22 protein-coding genes are annotated in these 22,651 nt (G+C 72.0%); 7 read left to right on the top strand and 15 right to left on the bottom strand.

Annotated features, from left to right (window positions below):
* Window positions 1-11 precede the first annotated feature (11 nt).
* The 6 genes from pcaC to ACFQ58_RS16430 all read right to left on the bottom strand — a co-directional run bounded on the left by pcaC (window position 12) and on the right by ACFQ58_RS16430 (window position 5,967).
* Entirely contained in the window at window positions 12-1,253 is a 1,242-nt protein-coding gene (gene pcaC / locus ACFQ58_RS16455) for a 4-carboxymuconolactone decarboxylase (protein WP_376952243.1), read from the bottom strand.
* Window positions 1,250-2,431, bottom strand: a complete 1,182-nt coding sequence (locus tag ACFQ58_RS16450; protein WP_376952242.1) for a lyase family protein — start codon at window positions 2,429-2,431, stop codon at window positions 1,250-1,252. Before ACFQ58_RS16450 ends, pcaC begins: the two co-directional genes overlap by 4 nt.
* A gap of 13 nt (window positions 2,432-2,444) precedes the next feature.
* The gene (gene pcaG, locus ACFQ58_RS16445; RefSeq protein ID WP_376952241.1) at window positions 2,445-3,110 is read right to left on the bottom strand and encodes a protocatechuate 3,4-dioxygenase subunit alpha; all 666 of its coding nucleotides are present in this window, start codon (window positions 3,108-3,110) and stop codon (window positions 2,445-2,447) included.
* Complete coding sequence (gene pcaH, locus ACFQ58_RS16440; protein WP_376952240.1) at window positions 3,103-3,900, bottom strand: protocatechuate 3,4-dioxygenase subunit beta; 798 nt, start codon at window positions 3,898-3,900, stop codon at window positions 3,103-3,105. Before pcaH ends, pcaG begins: the two co-directional genes overlap by 8 nt.
* Window positions 3,901-3,902: 2 nt before the next feature.
* Window positions 3,903-5,096 (bottom strand): 4-hydroxybenzoate 3-monooxygenase, encoded by a 1,194-nt coding sequence (locus ACFQ58_RS16435; RefSeq protein ID WP_376952239.1) that lies wholly within the window; start codon window positions 5,094-5,096, stop codon window positions 3,903-3,905.
* A gap of 106 nt (window positions 5,097-5,202) precedes the next feature.
* Window positions 5,203-5,967, bottom strand: coding sequence for an IclR family transcriptional regulator (locus ACFQ58_RS16430; RefSeq protein WP_376952238.1), 765 nt, complete (start codon window positions 5,965-5,967; stop codon window positions 5,203-5,205).
* A 158-nt stretch (window positions 5,968-6,125) separates the two neighbouring features.
* Between ACFQ58_RS16430 and ACFQ58_RS16425 the strand changes: the two genes are divergently transcribed.
* Window positions 6,126-7,148 carry a VOC family protein gene (locus ACFQ58_RS16425; RefSeq protein WP_376952237.1) on the top strand — a complete coding sequence of 341 codons (1,023 nt, stop codon included), beginning with the start codon at window positions 6,126-6,128 and terminating at the stop codon, window positions 7,146-7,148.
* Between the two features lie 113 nt (window positions 7,149-7,261).
* Here ACFQ58_RS16425 and merB read toward each other — a convergent pair whose 3' ends face one another.
* The 4 genes from merB to ACFQ58_RS16405 all read right to left on the bottom strand — a co-directional run bounded on the left by merB (window position 7,262) and on the right by ACFQ58_RS16405 (window position 11,249).
* On the bottom strand, window positions 7,262-7,927 hold the full coding sequence (gene merB / locus ACFQ58_RS16420; RefSeq protein ID WP_376952236.1) for an organomercurial lyase: 666 nt from the start codon (window positions 7,925-7,927) through the stop codon (window positions 7,262-7,264).
* Window positions 7,928-7,982: 55 nt separating this feature from the next.
* Window positions 7,983-8,774 carry a ZIP family metal transporter gene (locus ACFQ58_RS16415; RefSeq protein ID WP_376952235.1) on the bottom strand — a complete coding sequence of 264 codons (792 nt, stop codon included), beginning with the start codon at window positions 8,772-8,774 and terminating at the stop codon, window positions 7,983-7,985.
* A gap of 48 nt (window positions 8,775-8,822) precedes the next feature.
* Window positions 8,823-9,692, bottom strand: a complete 870-nt coding sequence (locus ACFQ58_RS16410; protein ID WP_376952234.1) for a M23 family metallopeptidase — start codon at window positions 9,690-9,692, stop codon at window positions 8,823-8,825.
* 135 nt (window positions 9,693-9,827) lie between these two features.
* On the bottom strand, window positions 9,828-11,249 hold the full coding sequence (locus tag ACFQ58_RS16405; protein ID WP_376952233.1) for a cation:dicarboxylate symporter family transporter: 1,422 nt from the start codon (window positions 11,247-11,249) through the stop codon (window positions 9,828-9,830).
* A gap of 178 nt (window positions 11,250-11,427) precedes the next feature.
* Between ACFQ58_RS16405 and ACFQ58_RS16400 the strand changes: the two genes are divergently transcribed.
* From ACFQ58_RS16400 to ACFQ58_RS16380, 5 genes are all read left to right on the top strand, one after another.
* Entirely contained in the window at window positions 11,428-13,086 is a 1,659-nt protein-coding gene (locus ACFQ58_RS16400) for an ATP-binding protein (RefSeq protein ID WP_376952232.1), read from the top strand.
* Window positions 13,079-13,783, top strand: a complete 705-nt coding sequence (locus ACFQ58_RS16395; protein WP_376952231.1) for a response regulator — start codon at window positions 13,079-13,081, stop codon at window positions 13,781-13,783. Before ACFQ58_RS16400 ends, ACFQ58_RS16395 begins: the two co-directional genes overlap by 8 nt.
* A gap of 153 nt (window positions 13,784-13,936) precedes the next feature.
* On the top strand, window positions 13,937-14,761 hold the full coding sequence (locus ACFQ58_RS16390) for a DedA family protein (protein ID WP_376952295.1): 825 nt from the start codon (window positions 13,937-13,939) through the stop codon (window positions 14,759-14,761).
* A gap of 48 nt (window positions 14,762-14,809) precedes the next feature.
* Window positions 14,810-15,490 carry a helix-turn-helix domain-containing protein gene (locus ACFQ58_RS16385; RefSeq protein WP_376952230.1) on the top strand — a complete coding sequence of 227 codons (681 nt, stop codon included), beginning with the start codon at window positions 14,810-14,812 and terminating at the stop codon, window positions 15,488-15,490.
* Between the two features lie 128 nt (window positions 15,491-15,618).
* Window positions 15,619-16,788 (top strand): epoxide hydrolase family protein, encoded by a 1,170-nt coding sequence (locus ACFQ58_RS16380; protein WP_376952229.1) that lies wholly within the window; start codon window positions 15,619-15,621, stop codon window positions 16,786-16,788.
* Between the two features lie 12 nt (window positions 16,789-16,800).
* Here the strand turns inward: ACFQ58_RS16380 and ACFQ58_RS16375 are convergent, their stop codons facing one another.
* Both ACFQ58_RS16375 and ACFQ58_RS16370 read right to left on the bottom strand, forming a co-directional pair.
* Window positions 16,801-17,724 (bottom strand): cation diffusion facilitator family transporter, encoded by a 924-nt coding sequence (locus ACFQ58_RS16375; protein WP_376952228.1) that lies wholly within the window; start codon window positions 17,722-17,724, stop codon window positions 16,801-16,803.
* Window positions 17,725-17,784: 60 nt separating this feature from the next.
* The gene (locus ACFQ58_RS16370) at window positions 17,785-18,720 is read right to left on the bottom strand and encodes an NAD-dependent epimerase/dehydratase family protein (RefSeq protein WP_376952227.1); all 936 of its coding nucleotides are present in this window, start codon (window positions 18,718-18,720) and stop codon (window positions 17,785-17,787) included.
* 77 nt (window positions 18,721-18,797) lie between these two features.
* Here ACFQ58_RS16370 and sigJ point away from each other — a divergent pair, with 77 nt between their 5' ends.
* Window positions 18,798-19,745: an RNA polymerase sigma factor SigJ gene (sigJ, locus tag ACFQ58_RS16365; RefSeq protein ID WP_376952226.1), complete on the top strand. Its 948-nt coding sequence runs from the start codon at window positions 18,798-18,800 to the stop codon at window positions 19,743-19,745.
* Here sigJ and ACFQ58_RS16360 read toward each other — a convergent pair.
* The 3 genes from ACFQ58_RS16360 to ACFQ58_RS16350 are packed head-to-tail and all read right to left on the bottom strand — an operon-like array spanning window position 19,709 to window position 22,630.
* Entirely contained in the window at window positions 19,709-20,455 is a 747-nt protein-coding gene (locus ACFQ58_RS16360) for a response regulator (protein ID WP_376952225.1), read from the bottom strand. The genes sigJ and ACFQ58_RS16360 overlap by 37 nt on opposite strands.
* Window positions 20,448-21,788, bottom strand: coding sequence for a sensor histidine kinase (locus ACFQ58_RS16355; RefSeq protein WP_376952224.1), 1,341 nt, complete (start codon window positions 21,786-21,788; stop codon window positions 20,448-20,450). Before ACFQ58_RS16355 ends, ACFQ58_RS16360 begins: the two co-directional genes overlap by 8 nt.
* Complete coding sequence (locus ACFQ58_RS16350; RefSeq protein ID WP_376952223.1) at window positions 21,788-22,630, bottom strand: ABC transporter permease subunit; 843 nt, start codon at window positions 22,628-22,630, stop codon at window positions 21,788-21,790. Before ACFQ58_RS16350 ends, ACFQ58_RS16355 begins: the two co-directional genes overlap by 1 nt.
* Between the last annotated feature and the right edge of the window lie 21 nt (window positions 22,631-22,651).

Below are 22,651 nucleotides of genomic sequence, written 5' to 3'. Positions count from 1 at the left end.
TTCTCCGAGGGTCAGGGGGTCTGGTCTGGGGTGTCCGGCGCGGCCGGGCCGTCGGGAGCCGAGGTCGCGGCATCCTGTTCGGCGAACACCGCGCGCATGATCGCGAGCGCCGAGTTCGACGCGGGCAGGCCGGCGTAGAGCGCGGTGTGCAGGAGCACCTCGGCGATCTCGTCGCGGGTGAGGCCGTTGCGGCGCGCGGCGCGCACGTGCATCGCGATCTCGTTCTCGTGGCCGCCGGTCGTGAGGCTCGCGAGGGTAGCGATGGACCGTTCGCGCCGGCTCAAGCTGGGCCGCGCCCAGATGTCGCCCCAGGCGTACCGCGTGACGAAGTCCTGGAATGCTGCCGTCTCGGGCGTGGTCGCGGCGATGGCGCGGTCGACGTGCGCGTCGCCGAGCACGTCGCGGCGCACCCGCATGCCCCGGTCGCGGGCGACGGATGCCGCGCCGCCGCGCTCGGCGCGATCCAAGTGCTGCGCGATCAGCTCGGCGGCCGCCGCGGGCTCCTCGAGCACGGCGAGATGCGATGCGCCGTCGAGGGCGACGTGCCGCGCGCCGGGGACGGCGTCGGCGAAGTCCTCCATCGACGCCGGCGTCGTGACGGCGTCGAGGCCGCCGCTGATCGCGAGGGTCGGCATCCGCAGGCCGCCGAGGTCGGCGGTGCGGTCGAAGTCGGCGAGCGTCTCCGCGCAGCGGGCGTACGACTCGTCGTCCACGTCGACGAGCGTGGTGAGCGAGCGGGCGCCGGGCCCGCCGCCCTCGCGTTCGAGGAAGCCGGGGGCGAACCACCGCGAGGCGCTGCCGGTCACGAGCGAGGCGGTGCCGCTGGCACGGACCGAGGCGGCGCGGTCGGCCCAGCCCTGCGCGCTGCCGATGCGTGCGCCGCTGCAGCTCATCACGAGGCTGCGCACGCGATCGGGGTGCGTCACGGCCAGTTCGAGCGCGATGGCCCCGCCGAGCGAGACGCCGGCGACGTGGAACGCGCCGCCACCGGCCTCGTCGACGACGGCGAGCACCGCGTCGGCCAGCTCGCCGATCGTGATCGCGTCGGCGATCGCCGGGCTGGCACCGTGTCCGGGCAGGTCGATGCGGAGGATCCGCAGGCCTGCCGTGCGCTCGTCGGCGCGCAGCCGCGTGACGACGCCGTCCCACAGCGCGGACGTCGTGCCCAGCGAGGGCAGCAGCACGAGCAGCGGGTTGGCGGCGGCCGGCGCCGCACCGGGCGCGAACGAGCCGAGCAGTCTGGGAACGGTCATCGGGTGCCCTCCGATCCGGTGAGGCGGGTGAAGCGCGTGGTCGCGCGGTCGACGATGCGGTCGGATGCCGCGGACAGGACCTCGACGTCGGGCCGCGCGCCCGCAGGCCCGGCCCCGTCGAGGATCGCGGCCGCTCGGTCCGCGTCGAACTCGAGGCCGTCCACGAGCCGGACCGCCGCCGTCGACGCGGACCGCGCGAGGCGCGCGAGCCGGCGCAACGCCGCCCACTCGGCGTGCCAGCGACCGGCCGAGCGCTCGTCGCCGGCGATCGCGGCACTCGCGATGACCTGCAACAGGCCCGACGACTCGACGGCGGCGGCGGTGATCACCACGGCGTCGACGGGGTTGCGCTTGTGCGGCATCGCGGACGAGCCTCCGGCGCTCGCAAGACGCACCTCGCCGACCTCCTCGCGCGAGAGGAAGGTGGCATCGCCCGCGATGCGACCGAGCGCGGCGACGACGGTCGCGGCGGTCGACGCGACGGCGAGCACGGGCGTGCGCTCGGTGTGCCAGGCACGTCCGGGATCGGCGAGGCCGAGCCGGGACGCCAGCTCGGAACGGACGTCGTCGGACGCGCCGGGGCGGCCGGCCGCGGCATCCGCCGCCGCACCCGTGCCCACGGCACCGCCGAACTGCACGGGGAACGTGGTCGCGTCGATCGCCTGGATCGCCGACGTCACGCCGTCGAGCCAGCCCGCCGCGAGCACGCCGAGCGTCGACGTCTCGCCGTGCCGTGCGAGCGACCGTGCGATGCGCGGGCTCTGCCGCGCGGCGTGCGCGAGGGCGGTCAGCCGCCGCCCGGCGTCGAGGAGCGACGAGCGCGACACGGCGAGTGCATCGTGCGCGACGAGCATGAGCGCGGTGTCGACCACGTCCTGGCTCGTGGCGCCGAGGTGCAGCCGACCGGGCGCGAGGCCGGCGGCCTCGAGCTGCGCGCGCAGCAACGGCACGAGGGCGACCACCGGCACGCCGTCGCGCTGCACCCCGGCGCGCAGCACATCCCGGTCGAGCGCCGCGGCGTCGAGCGCGTCGGCCTGCGCCTCGAGGAACTCGTCGAGCTCGCTCGCCCAGACGAGCAGGAGCGCCCGCTCGACCTCGACCATCGCGGCGAGCACCGCGTCGTCGTCGGTGCCGGACGCATCGGCAGCGCCGGGATCCACGAGTCCCCAGTCGGTCATGCCACCATCCTCGTCAGACCTCGGTGCCGTAGTCGAGGAACACCGTCTCGCCCTCGCCTTGAAGGCGGATGTCGAAGCGGTACGAGCGCGGGGCGTCGGGCTCGGCGATGAGGGTGCCGCGACGGGCGTCGTCGATGCGCCCGAGCAGGGGGTCGGCGGCGTTCGCCTCGGCCTCGTCTCCGAAGTAGGCGCGCGTGAACAGGTGCTGCAGCACGCCGCGCGCGAACACGGTGACGAGCAGGTACGGCGCCGATCCGTCGCGCATGGCTCCGGGCTTCACGGTCGTGAACGAGTAGTGGCCGTCGCGGTCGACGGCCGCACGGCCGAAGCCCGCGAAGCCGTGCTGGTCGCGCGCGAAGGAGCCGCGCTCCGTCGACGCCCGCCCAGCGGCATCCGCCCCCCAGATCTCGACGAACGCGTCAGGGATGGGGTCGCCGGCGCCGTCGAACACCGTGCCGTGCAGGCGGATGGCGTCGGGCTGCCAGGGCGCGCGCACGTCGGAACCGCCGACGTATGGCAGCGCGTAGCCGAAGAACGGTCCGACCGTCTGCGACGGCGTCAGGCCGAGGCTGCCGCGGTGCACGTCGGGCTGCGCGTGGGCACCGGGCAGGTCGGTGGCGTCGAACGCCTCGCCGACGCCGGTCCGGTCAGCGCGTCCCGCGGGGTTCCGGTCAGGCATGGTCGGCATCCTCCGGTTCCATCCAGGTCGACTTCGGGCCGGTGAGCACCACGTCCCACCGGTAGCCGATCGCCCATTCGGGCTCGCTCACGTCGTGGTCGTACTGCGCGACGAGTCGCTCGCGCGCGGCCGGGTCGATGATCGACTGGTAGATCGGGTCGAGCGCGAAGAGCGGGTCGCCCGGGAAGTACATCTGCGTCACGAGCCGCTGCGTGAACGCCGAGCCGAAGAACGAGAAGTGGATGTGCGCGGGGCGCCAGGCGTTGCGATGGTTCTTCCACGGGTATGCGCCGGGCTTGATCGTGGTGAGCCGGTACGAGCCGTCGTCGCCCGTGACGAGGCGGCCGACGCCCGTGAAGTTCGGGTCGAGGGGCGCCGGGTGCTGGTCGCGCTTGTGCACGTAGCGTCCGGAGGCGTTCGCTTGCCAGATCTCGACGAGCTGGTTGCGCACCGGACGGCCGTCGCCGTCGAGGATCCGGCCCGTCAGGATGATCCGCTCGCCCAGCGGCTCCCCGGCGTGCTGGATCGTCATGTCGGCCTCCTCGGCCGCGACGTCGGTGTGGCCGAACGCCGGCGAGACGAGCTCGATCTCCTCGGGGTCGGCGCGCACGAGCTCGTGCGTCGGGTGACGCAGGGTCGTCGAGCGGTACGGCGCGAAGTCGCGTCGCGGGTGCGCGGCGAGCGGTCGGCCGGCGGAGGTCGCGACATCCGCCTCGTTCCGCTGTCGGTCGGCGATCTCGTCGCTGATCTGCCGCTGCGTGGTCTCGGGCTGTGATGCGGGCGGGTGCATGGTCACTCCGTGGTGAAGGGAAGGCCGGCGTACTGCTCGGCGAGGCTCTGGAGGGCGGCATGCGAGCCGGTGACGTACTCGAGCTGGCCGACCTGGCTGCGGTAGCGGAACGCGCGGGCCGAGGCATCCGGCACCTCGTGGTGCACGTGCAGCATCTCGGTCATCCACTGCGAGAAGTGCTGCACCTTCCACTGGCGGGCGAGCGCTCGCTCGCTGTAGCGCCGCAGTCCGGTGTCGTCGCCGGCGCGCTGGTCGAGGATGGCGCGGGCGAGCAGCGCGACGTCGGCGATCGCCGAATTCAGGCCCTTCGCGCCGGTCGGCGGCACGATGTGCCCGGCGTCGCCGGCCAGGAACATCCGCCCGTACTGCATCGTCGAGACCACGAAGCTGCGCATCGGGGTGATCGACTTCTCGGTGATCGGGCCCTCCCGTAGCTCCCACCCATCGACGCCGAGGCGGGTCTGCAGCGAGTCCCAGATCCGGGCGTCGCTCCAGTCGTCGATCGACTCGTCGGGCGCGACCTGCACGTAGAGGCGCGAGGCCTCGAGCGAGCGCATCGAGTGCATGCCGAAGCCGTCGCGGTGCAGCGCGTAGATGAGGTCGTCGGTCGAGGGCGGCACGTCGGCCAGGATCCCGAGCCAGCCGAACGGGTACGAGCGCTCGAAGACCTCGATGCCGCCGTCGGGGATGCTGCGCCGGCATACGCCGTGGTAGCCGTCGGCGCCGACGACGAAGTCGCACTCGAGCTCCTCGGTGGCGCCGTCCTTCGTGTAGATGACGGTGGGCCGAGATCCGGTGACGCCGACGGGCTCGACGTCCTTCGCCTCGAAGACGACGTTCGAGCCGATGCGGTCGTGCTCGGCGAGCAGGTGCTTCACCAGCGCCTGCTGGCCGTAGACCGTGACGGTGCGGCCGACGAGGTCGACGAAGTCGACGTGGTGGCGCTGGCCCTCGTACTGCAGGTAGATGCCGTGGTGGGTGAGGCCGCGCTCGCGCAAGTCGGCGTCGAGGCCGTGCTCCGCGAGGAGGTCGACCGAGCCCTGCTCGAGCACGCCGGCGCGGATGCGGCCGAGCACGTGCTCGCGGGTCTGCGCCTCGAGGATCACGAACGGCACGTCGGCCTGCCCGAGGAGGTGGCCGAGCATCAGGCCGGCGGGGCCTGCGCCGATGATGGCCACGGAGGTGGACTGTCGCACGTGTACGCCTCTCACGTCACTGGGGAAGGATTCGACGAGCTTGCAGCGATTCGTCGGCATCCGGACCGGCACTTCCACTCAGCGGAAGAAGCCACGGGAGAGGCGATTACTCACCCTGGAGTCGATATCCCAGTGCCGAGGAGATACCTCGAGCGGCCATCCGCACGCCGAGGGCGAACTGCGGCTCGGCCAGGCGGTCGACGTGCGCGATGATCGACACCGCCGCGACGACCTCGCCGGTGGCGTCTCGCACGGCCGCGGCGATCGAGAACGCGCCCGGGGTGAGCTCCTCGACCGACCTCGAGATCCCGAACGATCGGATCTCGGCGAGCCGGCGGCGCAGGTCGCGTTCCTCCGTGAGCGTGTTGGGCAGGTACTTGCGCGGGCCCGACGCGAGCACCTCGTCGAACACCTCGATGGGTGCGTGCGCGAGCAGGACCAGTCCCACTCCGGTCGCGTGCAGCGGCAGTCGCGAGCCGACGTCGGAGATGACCGGGACCGCACCCGACCCGGACAGCCGCTCGAGGTAGATCGCCCCGAGGCCGTCGCGCACGGCGAGGTGCACGTGCTCGCCGGTCGCCTCGAGCAGGTCCTCGAGGTACGGCATCGCGATCCGGCGCAGGCGCAGCGCCGTCGGCTGCCGCACGCCGAGCTGCCAGAGGCGCATGCCCACGCGGTAGCGCCCGTCGTCGCCGCGCACGAGTCCGCCCCACGCGACCCACTCCCCCACGAGCCGGTGCGCGGTCGACAGCGGCAGTCGCGCGCGGGTCGCGATCTCGGACAGGCCGAGCGATTCGCGTCCGACGAAGGCGTCGGCGATCGCGAAGAGCTTCTCCGCGACCGACCGCGAGTCCGCGCCACCGCCCGACATGCGCACATCGTACGGCAAGCGCCATCCATCAGGCCGATGGCCGCCATCAAGAGATTCGGCTTCCCTGATACCCCGCGACCGCCGACAGTGGAAACGTGCCGTTCGTCGGCACCCGAACCACGCGGTCGTCATCACCGCACCCGACTGAAGGATCGACGATGATCAAACTCCTCTCCCACCTCTCCTACCTCGAGATCGCGGCGCCCGACGTCGAGGCCTCCGTCCGCTTCTACGAGGAGCAGGTCGGGCTTCGGGTCCAGTCGCGCGCGAACGGCAAGGTCTACCTGCGCTCCTGGGGCGACTACTACAACTACTCGCTCGTGATCGCCCAAGGCCCCGAGCCGGCCCTCAACGTCATGGCGTGGCGCACCTCGAGCCCCGAGGCGCTCGATGAGGCCGCCAAGCGCATCGAGGACGCCGGCGTCACCGGAGAGTGGATCGATGAGAGCCACGGCCACGGCCGCTCCTACCGGTTCACCGGTCCGTGGGGCCACACGATGGAGCTCTTCTGGGAGGTCGAGAAGTACGTCGCGCCCGAGGAGTTCAAGTCGGTGTTCCCCGACCGGCCCGAGAAGCGCACGCAGCACGCCGTCGGCCCGCGCCAGCTCGACCACGTCACGGTCGCGGCATCCGACGTGCGCGCGTTCACCGAGTGGTACCGCGACGTGCTCGGCTTCCGCATCATGGCCTACACGACCCTCGACGAGGCGCCCGTCACCGTCTTCGGCGTGATCACCACGAACGAGAAGTCGCACGACCTCGGCGTCGTGCTCGACAGCTCCGATCGTGGCGGCCGCGTCAACCACTACGCGTTCTGGGTCGACTCCCGCGAGGAGCTGCTCCAGGCGGCCGACGTGCTCATGGAGCGCGGCACCCACATCGAGTACGGCCCCTCGATCCACGGCGTCGGGGAGCAGAGCTTCCTCTACTTCCGCGACCCGAGCGGCATGCGCATCGAGTGGAACACCGGCGGCTACCGCAACTACGTCCCCGACTGGGAGCCCGGCGAGTGGAAGCCGTCGACCGGCTCCAACAACCTCTACCGCAACGGCGCCATGCCGATGTCGATGACCGAGTCCTTCCCGCCGGACCCCGGCAAGCCCACCGCGACCGAGGAGGGCATCGTCCCGGGAACCGAGGAAGCGCTCATCAACCCCTACGCCGTGCAGGGGCGCGGCTAGAGACGTGCGCGGCCCGGCCGGTCTCCTCTCCGGTCGGGCCGGGCGCAGCGCGAGACGGCGGATGCCGCGGGTGTGGAGCCCGCGGCATCCGTCGTGTCATGCCGCCAGCTGGCTCAGTTTCCCCAGAACGGCCCGGTCAGGCCGACACTCGCGAAGTACTCACGTGCCTCGACCGGCTCCCGCCTGCGGTACGGCGAGTCGAGCCGTCCCTCGTACCAGTGCGCGGCGAGGTGCCACAGCGTCGCGAGATCCATGACGTACCCGCGCTGGTTGCCCGTGCGCTGGAGCCAGTCGTCGACGTGGTCGGTCGAGCAGAAGATGCGCTGGTGCTCGCACGCGTGCACCACGTCGTCCCAGATGTGCGCGACGGGTGTCAGGAAGTGCGCGACCTGCGGGGCATCCGGCGCCTCGAGCCGCGTGACGGTCCACGAGTGCGGCGTGCCGCAGGCCGGGCACGTCGTCGCGATGAGCGCGGACGGCTCGTCGGGAACCAGGTGCGGGATCGCGAACGCGTCCCACGCGCATCCGCCCCACCACAGCGTCCGCTCGCCCATGACCGAGAAGGCGAAGTTGCGCGTCGCGAACGGGTGCGCGAGCACGATGCGGTGGTCGGCGTCGAACACGACGTGCCGCGCCGCGGCGAGCGCCTCGAGCGATTCCTCGACCTCGGATGGCTCGAGCGAGGTCGTGACGGCGAGCTCGTCGATCCCGGGCAGGCGTCCGGTTGCGGCGAGCGCCCGGTAGACGGCGAGGCGGACCGCCTCATCGCGATCGTTCACGAGCCGAGTCTTCCGCACCACGCGCCACGGCGACCAGCCCCCGGACGGGGCCCGCTCACGCCAGCGACAGCACGAACGACAGCACGAAGCCGGCCGCGGTGCTGAGCGCGACCGCCGGGCCGCCGTGCTCGAACGCCTCGGGCATGAGCGTGTCGGCGAGCGACGCGATCACCGCGCCCGCCGCGAAGGCCAGGGGCAGCGAGATGGTCTCGGCGTCGGTGTTCGCGAGCGGTCCCGCCCCGAGCGGCACGGCGATCGCCGTCAGCGCGGCGGCGAGCGTCCACATGCCCACGATGGAGGCCGACGAGCGGCCCTGCGTCTTCATCGACGAGGCGCCGACGAGCGCCTCGGGCAGGTTGGAGACGAAGATCGCGGCGAGCAGGGCGAGGCCGCCCGCGGCCTCCCCGAGCGAGACGCCCAGCGCGAGGTTCTCGGGCGTCCCGTCGAGCGTGACCGCCGCCAGCAGCGCCAGACCGGCCGTGCCGCGTGTGGACGCCGACGTCGGCGCCCGGTCGGCGGCCGCGGCATCCGTGTCGAGCTTGACGCTGCCCGGCACCTCGTCACTCGGCCGGGGATGCGATCCCGCCTGCGCCCACCGATCGAGCAGGGCGCTGAGGACCGTGAACACGAGTGCGCCGACGAGCAGCCCGCCCGCCGCACGCACGATGCCGCCGCGCTCGTACGCATCCTCGAACAGCTCGAAGGTCAGCGCCGTGATGAGCGCGCCTGCCGCGAACGAGAGCATGATCGCGAGCAGTCGCTTCGGCAGCTGCCACCGCACGCCGATCAGCGCGCCGATCACCAGCGACCCCGACGCCACGATCCCGAAGAGCCATGCCGCACCCATGGGTGCAGTATGGGCTGCCGGCGTGCGCCGGAAGAAGGGATTGACGCCTCAGCCGTCGGCGGGTTCGCCGGATTCGCCGGCGTTCATCACCTCGATGCCGTCGACGCTGTCGAGGTCCTCGACCACCGGACGTCGGAAGTCCTTCTTGCGCGCGTCGTTCACGGCGTTGACGACGTCGTCGATCCGACCTTGGTCGAGCTGCACACCCGTGCCTTGCGCGAGCTGCGAGAGCGCCTCCTCGAGGGCCGCGATGCGTGCCGACTGCTGCGCGATAAGCGTCTGGTTGTGGGCGACGATGGGCAGCACGCCATATGCGAACCTCTTCACGACGCCCTCGTCGACCTCGACCGAGGCGCCCTTGAACAGCCCGGCCCAGACGTTGTTCAAGCGGTTCCGGTCGATGTCACTGAACATGTCTTCCTCCCCTCGTGCTCCGGCCGCGATGAGCGCCGGGGTGATCAAATTCATCGGGTTCTCGACGGCCCCACTGAAGATCGAGTCCTCGTTCGGTCCGAGCGTCGTGTGGGAATGGGCCCCGTCCCATGACGAGCCCGGCGAGTCGTTCGCCCCGGCCACGCGCGCGATGGTGTCGCCGGGGCGCACGGTGTCGTTGATGGAGACCTCGATCTCGCGAAGATGGGCCCACCCGGCGAACCGACCCTCGTCCAGGCGGACGACGACGCATCGCCCGATGGCCGTCGATGTTTGGATCTTCACCACCGTGCCGCGCAAATACGCCGGCACGGCGGTCCCCGCGTCATGCACGAAGTCCCGCCCGCGGTGCCCACCCGGACCATAGAAGGGCCCGAGCTTTCCGAACGCATTCCCGCCGGCGCGGTAGAAGTCCTGCCATTCCACCACCGCGATACCCCCCAGTTCGCGACGCGGCCCGCCCGATCGACGTGGCCGCAGCAGCATGGTAGAGCAACCCTCGGGTTCGGCGTGTCCCCCGCGCGGGGGGAATACGCGTCGACGCCCCCGGCGGGGCGGCGGCGGGCGGGCGTCGCCGATGCGAAATCATCGCATCGCGACGCCCGCCTCGGAGTCACCGGGTCACCGGCGCGCCGCCTCCTTCTCGTGGTCCAGTTCGCCGACGATCGCGGCGATCGCCTCGGTCGAGGGCCGCTGCTCGCGCTCGACCTCGGCACGCTCGTCGGTCGACAGGTGGTCGTCGACGCTCATGGTGCTCTCGTCGAACGGCCGTTCGCCGGCCAGCACCGACCGCAGCTGGGCCCGGTCGAGCTGCCTGGTCCACGTGCCCACGAGCAGCGTGGCGACGGCGTTCCCGGTGAAGTTGGTGAGCGCCCGAGCCTCGGACATGAAGCGGTCGATCCCGACGATGACGCCGACGCCGTCGACCAGGTCGGGCCGGTGCGCCTGCAGCCCGCCGGCCAGCGTCGCGAGGCCCGCGCCGGTGACGCCGGCCGCGCCCTTCGAGGCGACCATCATGAACAGCAGCAGGCCGATCTGTTCGCCGATCGACAGCGGCGTGCCCATGGCCGACGCGATGAACAGCGACGCCATGGTCAGGTAGATCGCCGTGCCGTCGAGGTTGAACGAGTACCCGGTGGGGATGGTGATGCCGGCGACCGGCTTGGAGACGCCCGCGTGCTCCATCTTCGCGATGAGGCGCGGCAGCGCGACCTCGCTCGACGACGTCGAGACGATGAGCAGGTACTCGCGGCCGAGGTAGCGCATCATCGAGAAGATGTTGACCCGCGCGACGGCCCAGAGCAGCGACCCGAGCACGACCACGATGAACAGCACGCAGGTGATGTAGAACGCGATCATCAGCGTGCCGAGCGAGATGATGGCGGCGACGCCGGTGTTGCCGACGACGGCGGCGATCGCGCCGAACGCGCCGATCGGGGCGATCCACATGATCATCGCGAGGATGCGGAACACGAGCGCCTGGATCTGGCGGATGGCGCCGAGGATCGGCGCGCCCTTCGCACCCATCTTCTGCAGCGCGAAGCCGACGAGCAGCGCGACGAACAGCACCTGCAGGATGTTGCCGTCGGTGAGGGCCGCGAGCAGCGAGGTCGGGATGATGCCGAGGATGAACTCCTCGGTGGTCTTCGCCTCGCCCGAGCCGGCGTCGTACGAGGCGCCGGCGATGTTCAGGCCCTCGCCGGGGTGGATGAGGTTGCCGACGACGAGGCCGATGCCGAGCGCGAACGTCGACATCACCATGAAGTACAGCAGTGCCAGCCCGCCGACCTTGCCGACCGTCGCGGCCTTCGCGATCGAGCCGACGCCCAAAACGATCGTGCAGAAGATGATCGGGGCGATCATCATCTTGATCAGCAGGACGAACGCGTCGCCGATCGGCTTCAGGCCGACCGCGAACTCGGGGGCCGCGAGGCCCACGGCGATGCCGGCGACGACCGCCGCGATCACCGCGATGTAGAGGTAGTGCGAGGAGTCGATCCTCCGTCGGGCCTTCGAGCCGTCGACGCGAGACTGGAGCGCCATTGCCGTCCCTGCTTCCTTGGTCGGTCATCGCCGGTGGCGACGATTCGGGGTGTCGGGCCAGGATGCGCGAGCGGATCTCGCGCCATCCGCTTGTGTTCATACTGTTCGCGGGACGACCAGCGGCAGGGTCGCCGACGAGACGTATCGTGAGAGCGGACAGCGACGTTGCGAGGTGGACATGGTGGGATGGGTGCGCGGATGGAGCATCGCCGCCAAGCTGTTCGCCCTGCAGCTGGCCGTGATCGTGGTGCTCGCCGTGATCGCCGTGGCGCTCATCTGGGCCGACGCGCGCGCCGACGTCGAGCGCGATGCGGCCGTGAAGTCGATGGCGATCGCGCAGACGATCGCGAACGACCCGTTCGTGATCGACGGCGTGCAGTCCGACGACCCGACCGCGGAGCTGCAGCCCTACGCCGTCGACGTCATGCGCGAGGCCGGGGTCGACTTCATCACGATCATGGCCCCCGACCGCACGCGGTACACGCATGCCGACCCGGCGCAGATCGGCCGGCCGTTCCTCGGCAACATCGATCGGGCGCTCGCGGGCGAGCCGTTCAGCGAGACCTACACGGGCACGCTCGGGCCGTCGGTGCGCTCGGTCGTGCCGATCGAGGACGCATCGGGCGACGTCGTCGCGCTCGTCTCGGCGGGGATCACGGTGTCGAACACGCAGGTCGCGCTCGGCGCCCGGATCGCGACCGTGATCGCCGCCGCGGCCGTCATGATCGCGCTCGGCGCACTCGGGGCCGGGCTGCTGAGCCGGTACCTCCGCCGCGTGACATGGGGGCGCGGCGCCGAGGAGATGAGCCGCATGTTCGCCTACTACGAGGGCGTGCTCCACTCGATCGGCGAAGGGCTCGTGCTGCAGGACGACCGCAATCGCGTGGTGCTCGCGAACGACCGGGCTGCCGAGCTGCTCAGCCTTCCGAAGCCGACGTCGAGGGATGCTGCGCCCGCCGCCCTCGACGGGCTCGGGCTCGCACCATCCGTCGCCGAGGTGCTGGCGCGCACCGACGCCGTCGTCGACGAGATCGTCATCACGCCCACGCACGTGCTCGTCGTCGATCGCGACGTGATCGTCTCGCGGCTGCGGCCCGGCGACCCCCACGCGCGCCGCGTCGGCACGGTCACGACCTTGCGCGACCACACGCGGCTCCAGGAGCTCACCGGCGAGCTGGCGACCATGACCACGCTCTCCGACGCGCTGCGCTCGCAGGCGCATGAGTTCGCGAACCGCCTGCACACGATCATCGCCCTCATCGAGCTCGGACGACCCGACGAGGCGGTCGAGCTCGCCTCGAGCGAGCTCGCGCTCAGCCAGGCGCTCGCCGATCGGCTGCTGTCGGCCGTGGAAGAACCGGTGCTGCTGGCGCTCCTGCTCGGCAAGGCCGCGCAGGCGGGCGAGCGCGGCATCCGCTTCGAGGTCGACCTGCCCGAACGGCTCGCCGCGACCGGCATCGACCCGCGCGAGACGATCACGATCGTCGGGAACCTCATCGACAACGCGCTCGATGCGGCCGCGGCGACGCCCTCGCCCGCGGTCGACGTCTCGATCTCCACACGCGACGGACGGCTCGTGGTCGCCGTCGCCGACAGCGGGCCGGGTCCGCGCGCCGGCGAGCGCGTGTTCGATCTCGGCGTCACGTCGAAGCCGGGCGAGGCTGATGGCGCGGCGGGCCCGTCGCACGGCCACGGCATCGGGCTCGCGCTCGTGCGCCAGTCCGTCGCGCGCCTCGGCGGCGACCTCCGCGTCGAGGGCTCGCGATTCGAGGTCGTCCTCCCGCTGCCGAGCGCGTCGACCGCGCCCGCGCCCGCGCCCGGAGTTCCGGATGGCTGACGCCATCCGCGTGCTCGTCGTCGAGGACGAGCCCGTCACGGCCGAGGCCCACGCGGCGTACGTCGGCCGGGTCGCCGGCTTCGAGCCCGTCGGCATCGCGCACACCGGAGCCGAGGCAGTGCGGCTGCTGCGGGACGCCCGCCAGCCCGACGGGTCGATCCCCGGCGTCGACCTGATCCTCCTCGACGTGAACCTCCCCGACACGACGGGGATCGAGCTGTGCCGGTCGCTGCGCGCGGCGGGCATCGAGATCGACGTCATCGCGGTGACCGCCGTGCGCGATGCCGCAGTGGTGCGCTCCGCGGTCGCGCTCGGCATCGTGCAGTACCTCATCAAGCCGTTCGCCTTCGCCGCGTTCGCCGAGAAGCTCAACGCCTACCGCGAGTACCGCACGAGGGTCGGAACGGCGATCGTCACCGACCAGCAGGAGGTCGACGCGTCTTTCGCGGCGCTCCGCACGTCGTCGGGCGCCGACCTGCCGAAGGGACTCACACGCGAGACGCTCGACCGGGTGCGTGCCGCCGTCCGTGATGCCCCCGCGGGCGGCCTTTCCGCGACCGAGCTGGCGGTCCGCCTCGACCTCTCGCGCGTCACCGCCCGCCGCTACCTCGAGCACCTCGCCGACACCGGCGCGGTCGAGCGCGCGAACCGCTACGGCACGCCCGGCCGACCCGAGGTGGAGTACCGGCGACGCTGAGCTGCGCCAGCGCCCCGCGACCCGAATCATCCGCTGGGCGGATTGGGGGGCGGGCCCCACCCCCGCGCGAAGTCCGCTCGATAGACTGCACGGACACCACGCCGCCCGCGACCCGGCCACGGCCGTGCCCGACGACAGGAGCACCCCGACGTGATCCATACCGCGCTCATCCCGTGGCTCGACCCCGAGTCGATCATCCAGGCGGCCGGTCCATGGGCGCTGCTGGTCGTGTGCTTCATCGTGTTCGCCGAGACGGGCCTGCTCGTCGGCTTCCTGCTGCCGGGCGACACGCTGCTGATCATCTCGGGCCTGCTGTCGAACCCCGAGGTCGTGCCGCCCAACGGCGTCTTCGGCGTGTCGGTCTGGCTCGTCGCACTGCTCATCGGGCTGTCGGCGTTCATCGGCGGCGAGGTGGGCTACGAGATCGGGCATCGCGGCGGCCCGAAGGTGTTCGAACGCAAGGAGAGCGGCCTCTTCAGCGTCAAGAACGTCGAGCGGACCAACGCCTTCTTCGAGCGCTTCGGCGGCCTGACGATCATCCTCGCCCGCTTCGTGCCGATCGTGCGCACGTTCGCGCCCGTCGCGGCCGGCGTCGGCCACATGCACCGCGCGCGCTACTCGCTCTACAACTTCATCGGCGCCGTCATCTGGGGCTTCGGCCTCACCATGTTCGGCTACCTCGTCAGCTTCATCCCGCCGGTCGCCGACCTCGTCCGCGACTACATCGACGTCATCCTGCTGATCGCCGTGGGCGGCACCGCGCTGATCACCGCGTGGCACTACTTCAGCGAGCGCCGCAAGGCGAAGAAGGCCGAGGAGGCCGGCGCCGACATCGTCACCGACGAGCACGAAGCCGAGGAGCTCGTGCTCGACCCCGACGTGTTCGACCGTCCCCCGCACCTCGACGGCGACCACGGTCACGACGGTCACGGCCACGGTCACGGTCACGGCGACGACGGGCCGCCCGCCGAGCGCTGATCCCGTCGCGGGTGCGGCGCCCCGCCTCCCGGGCCTACACTCGGCCGCATGAGCTTCCTCTACGAAGAGAAAGCCTCACGCTCCGCATTCGTCGACGTCGTCTGGAGGACCGTCGACACGAGCGACGGCACCTACCTCGCCGCGGCGGACGCCTGCTGGGACATGATCTTCTCAGAGCTCGCCGACGGCGGGCGCCGCGTGCTCCTGAGCGGGCCGTCGTCGCGTCCGACAGCGGTGCCGTACACCGCCGGCAACCGCAACATCGGCGTCCGCTTCGTCCAGGGCTGCTACTTCACGCACTGCCCGTCCGGCGAGATGTGCGATCGCACGATCGCGCTCGAGATGCCGCAGCGGGCCGCGTTCGACCTGGCGGACGCCCGGTGGCCGTTCCCTGACTACGAGACGGTCGATGACCTCGTGGAGGCGTTCGCCGCCCACGGGCTGCTCGCGCACGACCGGATCGTCGAGTCGGTCCTCATCGGCCGGCCGGTGGAGGTCTCCGCACGTTCGGTCCAACGGCACTTCGCAAAGGTCACCGGGTTGAGTCCCCACCACGTCCGGCAGATCTCACGGGCGCGCGAGGCGGTCAACCGGCTCCGAGCGGGCGAGGCGATCGCCGCCGTCACGTACGACCTCGGGTACGCCGACCAGTCGCACCTGACGCGCGACGTCAAGCGGCTCACCGGATACACCCCGGGCCAGTCGCAGCACCGCGGCGAGCCCGTCTGACGCGGCGCGGCCGGATGTCGCTTCCGTTCTAGACGCGCGGCGAGTCATCCGCTTCGCTTCTGGGTCGGACACTCCGGTGACCGATCGGAGCGCCCGAGCGCAGGCACGCTCCGAGAGGACTGAGTGACATGGACATCCGACCGACCACGATCGCGATCCCCGACGCCGAGCTCGCCGACCTGGACGATCGGCTCGAGCGAACGCGGTGGCCCGCCGACCTCACCGGGTCGTGGGAGCGCGGGACGCCCGTACCGTATGCGAAGCGGCTCGCCCAGTACTGGCGCACGCAGTACGACTGGCGCGAGGAGGAGGCGAAGCTCAACCGCCTCCCGCAGTTCACCGCCGTCGTCGAGGGGCAACCGATCCACGGCTTCCACGTCCGCGCTGCGGATGACGCCGCCGTGCCGCTGCTGCTCGTGCACGGCTACCCGTCATCCGCGGTCGAGTTCGCCGCCGTCATCCCGATGCTCGCCGATCCCGACGCAGGTCGGGGTGCGATGGACGCAGGGTCGACGGATGGCGCCACGCCGGCGTTCCACGTCGTCGCACCCTCGATCCCGGGCTGCGGGTTCTCGACCCCGCTCAGGAGTCACGGCTGGGACATCATCCGCACCGCGCACGCGTTCGACAAGCTCATGCAGGCGCTCGGCTACGACCGGTACGCGGTGTTCGGCGAGGACGTCGGCGCCGGCGTCATCGAGCAGCTCTGCCTCGACGCCGGCGACCGTGTGCTGGGCTCGATCGCGGCGACGGATGCGGGAGCGATCGCGACGCAGTACACACCGCCGACCGACCACCTCACCGCCGACGAGCACGAGCGGCACGAACGCCTGAAGGACGCCCGGACGGAGGACTTCGGCTATCTGGCGCTGCAGACGACACGGCCGCTCAGCGTCGCGTACGGCCTCACCGATTCGCCGATCGCCCAGGCGACGTGGATCGTGGAGAAGTTCCGGGAGTGGACCGACTCCGAACGCGAACTCCCCGAGGACGCGGTCGACCTCGATGCACTGCTCACCCTCGTCACCGTGGCGTGGTTCGGCCGCAACGGAGACGGCGAGGCGAACCTGCTCTACGAGGCGGCGCACGCGCAGGCCGCGTGGGGTCGCCACCACGATCGCCCGCAGGGCATGGCGGCGTTCGGCGACGAGCCGCTCATGCGGCGCATCCTCGATCCCGATGGGCGGCTGGCGTTCTGGAGCGAGCATCCGCGCGGCGGCCACTTCCCGGCGATGGAGGCGCCGGAGCACCTCGTGGGCGACCTCCGCCGGTACTTCGCGGGACTGCTCACCGCCTGACACGGCCCGACGCTACGCGTGCGTCGCGTGCTCGTGCTGCCCGCGGCCCGAGGGCTCGAGCTGGAACGTCGAGTGCTCGACGTCGAAGTGGTCGCTGAGGCATCCGCCGAGCTCGTCGAGCAGTGCCCCGACCTGTTCCCGGGCGAACACGACGGGCTCGACCTCGACGTGCGCGCTGAACACGTGCGTCCCGGTCGTGATCGCCCACACGTGCACGTCGTGCACGGCGACCACGCCGCGGGTGCGCAGGATGTGTTCGCGGATCTCCGCGACATCCGTCTCTGCGGGCGTCGACTGGCTGAGCACGCGCATCACGTCGCGCAGGAGGAGCAGCGCGCGAGGCACGATGAGCGCCGCGATCGCGAGCGACGCGATGGCGTCGGCGGCGTTCCATCCGGTGGTCAGGATCACGACGGCCGCCGCGATGACGAGCACCGACCCGATCGTGTCGCCGAGCACCTCGAGGTACGCCCCGCGGACGTTCATCGATCCCTTCGCGCCGCTGCGCAGCACGAGCATCGCGGCGATGTTCGCGGCGAGGCCTGCGAGTGCGACGGCGAGCATCAGCCCGCCCGCCACCTCGTGCGCCTCGCCCTCGGCGCCCGAGACGAGTCGCCCGATCGCTCCCGCCGACACGGTCACGGCCACCACGATGAGGATCACGCCGTTGGCGAGCGCACCGAACACCTCGAAGCGGCGGAACCCGTAGGTCTGCCGGTCGTTCGCGGGACGCGCGGCCACCAGCGCCGCGCCGAGCGCGATGACGAGCCCGAGGAGGTCGCTCGTCATGTGGCCGGCGTCGGCCAGCAGCGCGAGCGATCCGCTCAGCAGGCCGCCGACCACCTGCACGACGAGGAAGGCCCCGATGATCGCGATGGCGATGCCGAGCCGCCTGCGGTCGGCCGACGGCGAGCCGTGGTCGTGTGCGTGTCCCATGTCCATTCCAGCGTAGGCCGGATGTCGCGGCGCGGCGCCTGACGGGAATGAGTCCCGTTCTCAGCCGAGCCCCTCGCGGAAGCCGCGCCGCCAGGTCTCGTAGCGCGGCTGCCAGCCGAGTTCGCGCTTGGCCTTGGCGTTCGAGGATCCGCGGACGGTGGTCATCAGCGCCAGTCCGTGCTCGCCGAGGAGCGGCCGCGCGAGCCAGCCGGGCAGCCGAAGCGGCGGCTTCGCATCCAGGACCCGTGCGAGTTCCGGCAGCCAGACCGACACCGCCGCGGGTTCGTCGTCGACGACGTTGTAGACCCCCGGCGCGCCGCGCGTCACCGCGGCGGCCGTCGCGGACGCCGCGTCGTCGATGTGGCAGAACGACCAGACACCCGCACCCCCGCCGACGACCGGGAGCCGGCGCGATCGGACCATCTCGACGATCTGGCCGCCGCGGCCGAGCAGCTGGCCCGGGCCGTAGAGGCCGCCGTACCGCAACGCGAGTCCGCCGGCGGCGGTCGTGGCGGTCTCGACGTACCGGATCGCCGACGACGTCTGCTGCGACGGCCTCGTCGGTGTCGGGTCGAGCGGGTCCTCCTCGGTCTTGACGGCTCCGCCGGTGCGCTCGTTCGGCCACCCGGTGAAGCTCTGCGCGATGAACCGCACCCCGCCGACGGCGGATGCTGCCGCGAGCAGGTGGTCCGTCCCGCGGGTCCGGAGTTCGTTCGTCATGGCGAACCCCTCGTCGAAGTGCCGGAAGTCCGGCATGGGGCCGCCCAACGCCGTCAGCTCGTGCACGATGACCTCCGGCTCCGCCTCGAGGACGGCCCTTCGGACGGATGCCGCGTCGAGGGGGTCCATCACCACTCCCGTCGCACCGGCCCGCTCGACGGCGCTGAGCCGCGCCTCGCTCCGGGACGTTCCCACCACCCGGTGGCCGGCCGCGACCAGGAGCGGGACCAGGCGTGATCCGACCGCCCCCGTGGCGCCGGCGATGAAGACTCGCATGTGCATCCTTCCTCTCGTCTCACCTCCTCCGACGGATGGGCACCGCACGGTGTGACAGCCTGTGCCATCCTCGGATCATGACGGAGCCCGGCGACGCCCTGGCGGACCTCCGGCCGCTGATGTTCTCCATCGCCTACCGCATGCTCGGCAGCGTGACGGAGGCGGAGGACGTCGTCCAGGACGCGTACCTGCGCCTGCACGAACGCACGGACGCGGGCGAGGTCATCCGGCGTCCCGCGGCGTTCGCGACCACGGTCACGACGCGGCTCGCGATCGACGCGCTCCGGTCGGCGCGACGGAACCGCGAGGTCTACCTGGGCTCGTGGCTGCCCGAGCCGCTGCCCGACGCGGACGCCGATCCGGCGCACCGGATCGAGCACGACGAGACGCTCTCGTTCGCCTTCCTGACGGTGCTGGAGCGGCTCGGCCCGGTCGAACGCGCGGTGTTCCTGCTTCGCGAGGTGTTCGACATGGACTACCCGACGATCGCGGCGATCGTCGAGCGGTCGGAGCCGGGCTGCCGACAGGTGATGCACCGCGCTCGGGCGCGGATCGCCGAGGGACGGCCGCGGTTCGAGGCGGACGCCCGCCGGGACGCCACGCTCCTCGAGCGCTTCTTCGCGGCCCTCTCCGCCGGCGACGTCGATGCGCTCGCGCGCACGCTCGCGGACGACGTCGTGTTCTACGGGGACGGCGGCGGCAAGGCACCGGCCATCCGCCAGCCGATCCACGGGCCGCTCGCCGTCGCGCGGTTCCTCGCAGGCCTCGTCAGGCGCGGCGAGAGCCTGCCGGTCAGGATGGAGCGGACGCAGGCCAACGGCGAGGCGGCGCTGCGCATCTCGACGGGCGGGGCGACCCTGAGCGTGCTGATGGTCCACGTGGGCGCCGGACGGGTCGCCGTGATCGGCAACCAGCTGAACCCCGACAAGCTGCGCCACCTCGGGCCGGTCGGCGACCTCGATGCGCTGATGGCACGAGGCGCGCCTCCTCAGCCGCCGCCGGGCACCACGACGCCGGTCTCGTAGCCGAGCATCACCGCGTGCACGCGATCCCGCAGGTCGAGCTTCAGCAGGATGTGCCCCACATGCGTCTTGACGGTGGACTCCGAGAGGTAGAGGGCGGTCGAGATCTCGGCGTTGCTGAGGCCGCGCGCGATCGCAGTGAAGACCTCGAGTTCGCGCTCGGTCAGCGCGGCGAGTCGCGGGTCGGCGGCCGGATCGCGCGCCGGGCCGGGTGCGCGCGCCGGCGCAGCCGGCGATCGCGGCGATTCGTCGCCATGGGCCGACGCGCCGGGGAGCTGGGCGCCGAAGAGGTCGAGCAGCCGGCGGGTGACACGCGGCTCGACGATCGCGTCGCCGCCCGCGACCGTCCGGATCGCCTGCACGAGGTCGGCGGGACGGGCGTTCTTCAGGAGGAACCCGCTCGCGCCCGCGCGCAATCCGGCGAACGCGTACTCGTCCAGGTCGAAGGTCGTGAGGATCAGCACGCGCACGTCGGGGAGCCGTTCGGAGATGCGCTCCGTCGCGGCGATGCCGTCCAGGCGCGGCATGCGGACGTCCATGACGACCACGTCGGGCAGGAGGGCCGCCGCGAGCTCGACGGCCTCGGCCCCGTCGTCGGCCTCGCCGACGACCTGCAGGTCGGGCTCGCTCTCGAGCACCATCCGGAAGCCCAACCGGATGAGCGGCTGGTCGTCGACGAGCAGGACCCGGACCGCGGGCGACAGCTCACCCATCCGTGCTCCTCGGCTCGGCGGTCCCGCTCGTCGCGTTCGGGAGCTCCGCGCGCACGCGCCATCCGCCGGTGGCGAGCGGCCCCGCCTCGATCGTGCCGCCGAACACGGCCGCGCGCTCGCGCATGCCGATGAGGCCACGGCCCGCGCCGACCTGCTGCGGCTTCCGGGGCGGTTCGGATGGCGCGGCCGCGACGGTCCCGTCGGCCCGACCGCCGTCGTCGGCGACCGTGACGACGGTCGCATCGGCGCGTGCGTCGACCTCGACCTCGACGTGACGGGCCCCCGCGGCGTAGCGCAGTGCGTTGGTCAACGCCTCCTGCACGATGCGGTACACCGCGAGGTCGACCTGCGGATCCGGCGTCGACGCGCCGCGCACGGTGTACCGGACGGGGAGCCCCGCGTCCCGGAATCGGTCGACCAACTCGGCGACGTCCTCGCGTCCCGGAGCGGGCCGCAACGACTCCGGCTCGTCGGAGTCGTCGCCGAGCACCGAGAGCACCTGACGCATGTCGCGCAGTGCGTCGCGTCCGGTGTCGGAGAGCCGGTCCAGCGCGCGTCGAGCGGACGCAGGGTCCCGCTCCATCGATGCGGACGCGCCATCCGCCAGCGCGATCATGACCGACAGGCTGTGCGCGACGACATCGTGCATCTCCCGCGCGATCCGGCTCCGCTCGGCGAGGGCCGCGAAGCGGGCACGGCTGTCGCGCTCGCGCGCGAGATGCTCGGCCCGCTCGGTGAGCACGCGGACGCGCTCAGTGCGCTGCCAGGTGTTGGTGCCGAGCAGGACGCCCACCACGTCGGCCATCGCGATCGTGAGCAGCACGATCGGGATGTCGAACGCCTGTGGCGCACCAAGCCGATCGGACAGGATCGGCAGCCACAGGAACAGGCTCGCCACGGTGACGGCGAACGCGATCGCCGCCGCGATCCATCCGACCAGCGGGGACCGGAAGGCCGCGACGGCGTACAGGGCGATCGGTACGGCGAGCACGAGGTTGGACTCGGCCGAGAATCCCAGCACGGTGGTGAGGACCACGACGACGACGAGCACGGTGATCGGTGCGCGCCGTCGGAACAGCAGCGCGATCGCCGTGCCGCCGATGCTCGCCACCTGCCAGGGCGTCACCGTCGTGCCCTCGGCGATGACGTCGGAGACCAGCGTCGCCACGACGATGGTCGTGAAGACGAGCGACACCGAGATGTCGACCAGCCATGGGCGGGCCGCGAAGACCCGGCGCAGCGGGCCCGGGGCCGGGACGGCCGACAGGTCGGACACGGCGCGGCCATCGGCCGGGCTCGTCGCCCGGCCGATGGTGCGTGCCCGCTCGGCCATCACACGTCTCGTCTCATGAACCGCGCTCCACCCAGGGCCACGGCGCCGACGGTCCACCCGAGGAGGACGAGCCCGCCGGTGAGGATCGGCTGCCAGCCGGCCTGGGCCGCGGATTGGAACAGCATCATACCGGCGGAGCTGGGCAGCCATCCGGCTGCTTCCGCGCCGATTCCGGGCACGAGCGGAAGGATCACGGGCGCGACGAGGAGCAGCCCGAGGACGGCGCCCATGCCCGCCGCCGTGCTGCGGAAGAGCGAGGCGACCGCCGTCGAGAACACCGCCACGAGGGCGAGGAAGACGGCTCCGCCGGCGAGCACCTGCAGCACGTCGGGGTCGACGAGCGTCGAGCCGAGCCCGAGCGGCGCGAGCTGCGGCTGGACCATGAGGAACGCGCCGATGGCGCCGACCAGGCCCGTCACGGCGCCGATGGCGGCCGAGACGACGAGCTTCGCGCCGAGCACCGGCACGCGGCGGGGCGCGACCGCGAGTGTCGCGGCGAGCAGGCCCGTCGAGCGCTCCGGTCCGATGACGAGCAGGCCGAGGATGGCGACGATCGCATAGGCGAACATGAACGCGTAGCCGAGCACGCCGACACTCGGCACCGGTCCGTAGTTCTGCTCGAGCACGGCGGCGGGGTCGGGCACCTGGCTCGCGGGTGCGAGCGTGACGACGAACAGGATGCCGCCGGCGAACAGCAGCACGGTCGCGATCGCCGCGCCGATCGTCCAGTAGGTGGAGCGGACGGTCGCGGCCTTGATCCACTCGGCGCCGATCACGCGGCGGACGGTGAGGCGGGGTTCGCCACGACGGGGCGTCGCGGTGGGAACGGTGCAGACGGTCATGAGAGGTCTCCTTCGAGGTCC

The organism is Agromyces sp. NPDC056523 (assembly GCF_042794545.1).
In the GTDB taxonomy this organism is placed as follows: Bacteria; Actinomycetota; Actinomycetes; order Actinomycetales; family Microbacteriaceae; genus Agromyces.
The sequence above is the reverse complement of the archived record's forward strand: the minus strand, read 5'-3'. Positions and strand labels throughout refer to the sequence as shown.

Coding starts and splice junctions, on each gene's coding strand:
- ACFQ58_RS16430 (WP_376952238.1), bottom strand. CDS start 5,967: ATGTCGGGCGGTGGCGCGGACTCGCGGTCGGTCGCGGAGAAGCTCTTC.
- ACFQ58_RS16405 (WP_376952233.1), bottom strand. CDS start 11,249: ATGGCGCTCCAGTCTCGCGTCGACGGCTCGAAGGCCCGACGGAGGATC.
- pcaH (WP_376952240.1), bottom strand. CDS start 3,900: ATGCACCCGCCCGCATCACAGCCCGAGACCACGCAGCGGCAGATCAGC.
- ACFQ58_RS16415 (WP_376952235.1), bottom strand. CDS start 8,774: ATGGGTGCGGCATGGCTCTTCGGGATCGTGGCGTCGGGGTCGCTGGTG.
- ACFQ58_RS16385 (WP_376952230.1), top strand. CDS start 14,810: ATGAGCTTCCTCTACGAAGAGAAAGCCTCACGCTCCGCATTCGTCGAC.
- pcaG (WP_376952241.1), bottom strand. CDS start 3,110: ATGCCTGACCGGAACCCCGCGGGACGCGCTGACCGGACCGGCGTCGGC.
- pcaC (WP_376952243.1), bottom strand. CDS start 1,253: ATGACCGTTCCCAGACTGCTCGGCTCGTTCGCGCCCGGTGCGGCGCCG.
- ACFQ58_RS16395 (WP_376952231.1), top strand. CDS start 13,079: ATGGCTGACGCCATCCGCGTGCTCGTCGTCGAGGACGAGCCCGTCACG.
- ACFQ58_RS16375 (WP_376952228.1), bottom strand. CDS start 17,724: ATGGGACACGCACACGACCACGGCTCGCCGTCGGCCGACCGCAGGCGG.
- ACFQ58_RS16425 (WP_376952237.1), top strand. CDS start 6,126: ATGATCAAACTCCTCTCCCACCTCTCCTACCTCGAGATCGCGGCGCCC.
- sigJ (WP_376952226.1), top strand. CDS start 18,798: ATGACGGAGCCCGGCGACGCCCTGGCGGACCTCCGGCCGCTGATGTTC.
- ACFQ58_RS16410 (WP_376952234.1), bottom strand. CDS start 9,692: ATGCTGCTGCGGCCACGTCGATCGGGCGGGCCGCGTCGCGAACTGGGG.
- ACFQ58_RS16355 (WP_376952224.1), bottom strand. CDS start 21,788: ATGGCCGAGCGGGCACGCACCATCGGCCGGGCGACGAGCCCGGCCGAT.
- ACFQ58_RS16400 (WP_376952232.1), top strand. CDS start 11,428: ATGGTGGGATGGGTGCGCGGATGGAGCATCGCCGCCAAGCTGTTCGCC.
- ACFQ58_RS16450 (WP_376952242.1), bottom strand. CDS start 2,431: ATGACCGACTGGGGACTCGTGGATCCCGGCGCTGCCGATGCGTCCGGC.
- ACFQ58_RS16360 (WP_376952225.1), bottom strand. CDS start 20,455: ATGGGTGAGCTGTCGCCCGCGGTCCGGGTCCTGCTCGTCGACGACCAG.
- ACFQ58_RS16350 (WP_376952223.1), bottom strand. CDS start 22,630: ATGACCGTCTGCACCGTTCCCACCGCGACGCCCCGTCGTGGCGAACCC.
- ACFQ58_RS16380 (WP_376952229.1), top strand. CDS start 15,619: ATGGACATCCGACCGACCACGATCGCGATCCCCGACGCCGAGCTCGCC.
- ACFQ58_RS16370 (WP_376952227.1), bottom strand. CDS start 18,720: ATGCGAGTCTTCATCGCCGGCGCCACGGGGGCGGTCGGATCACGCCTG.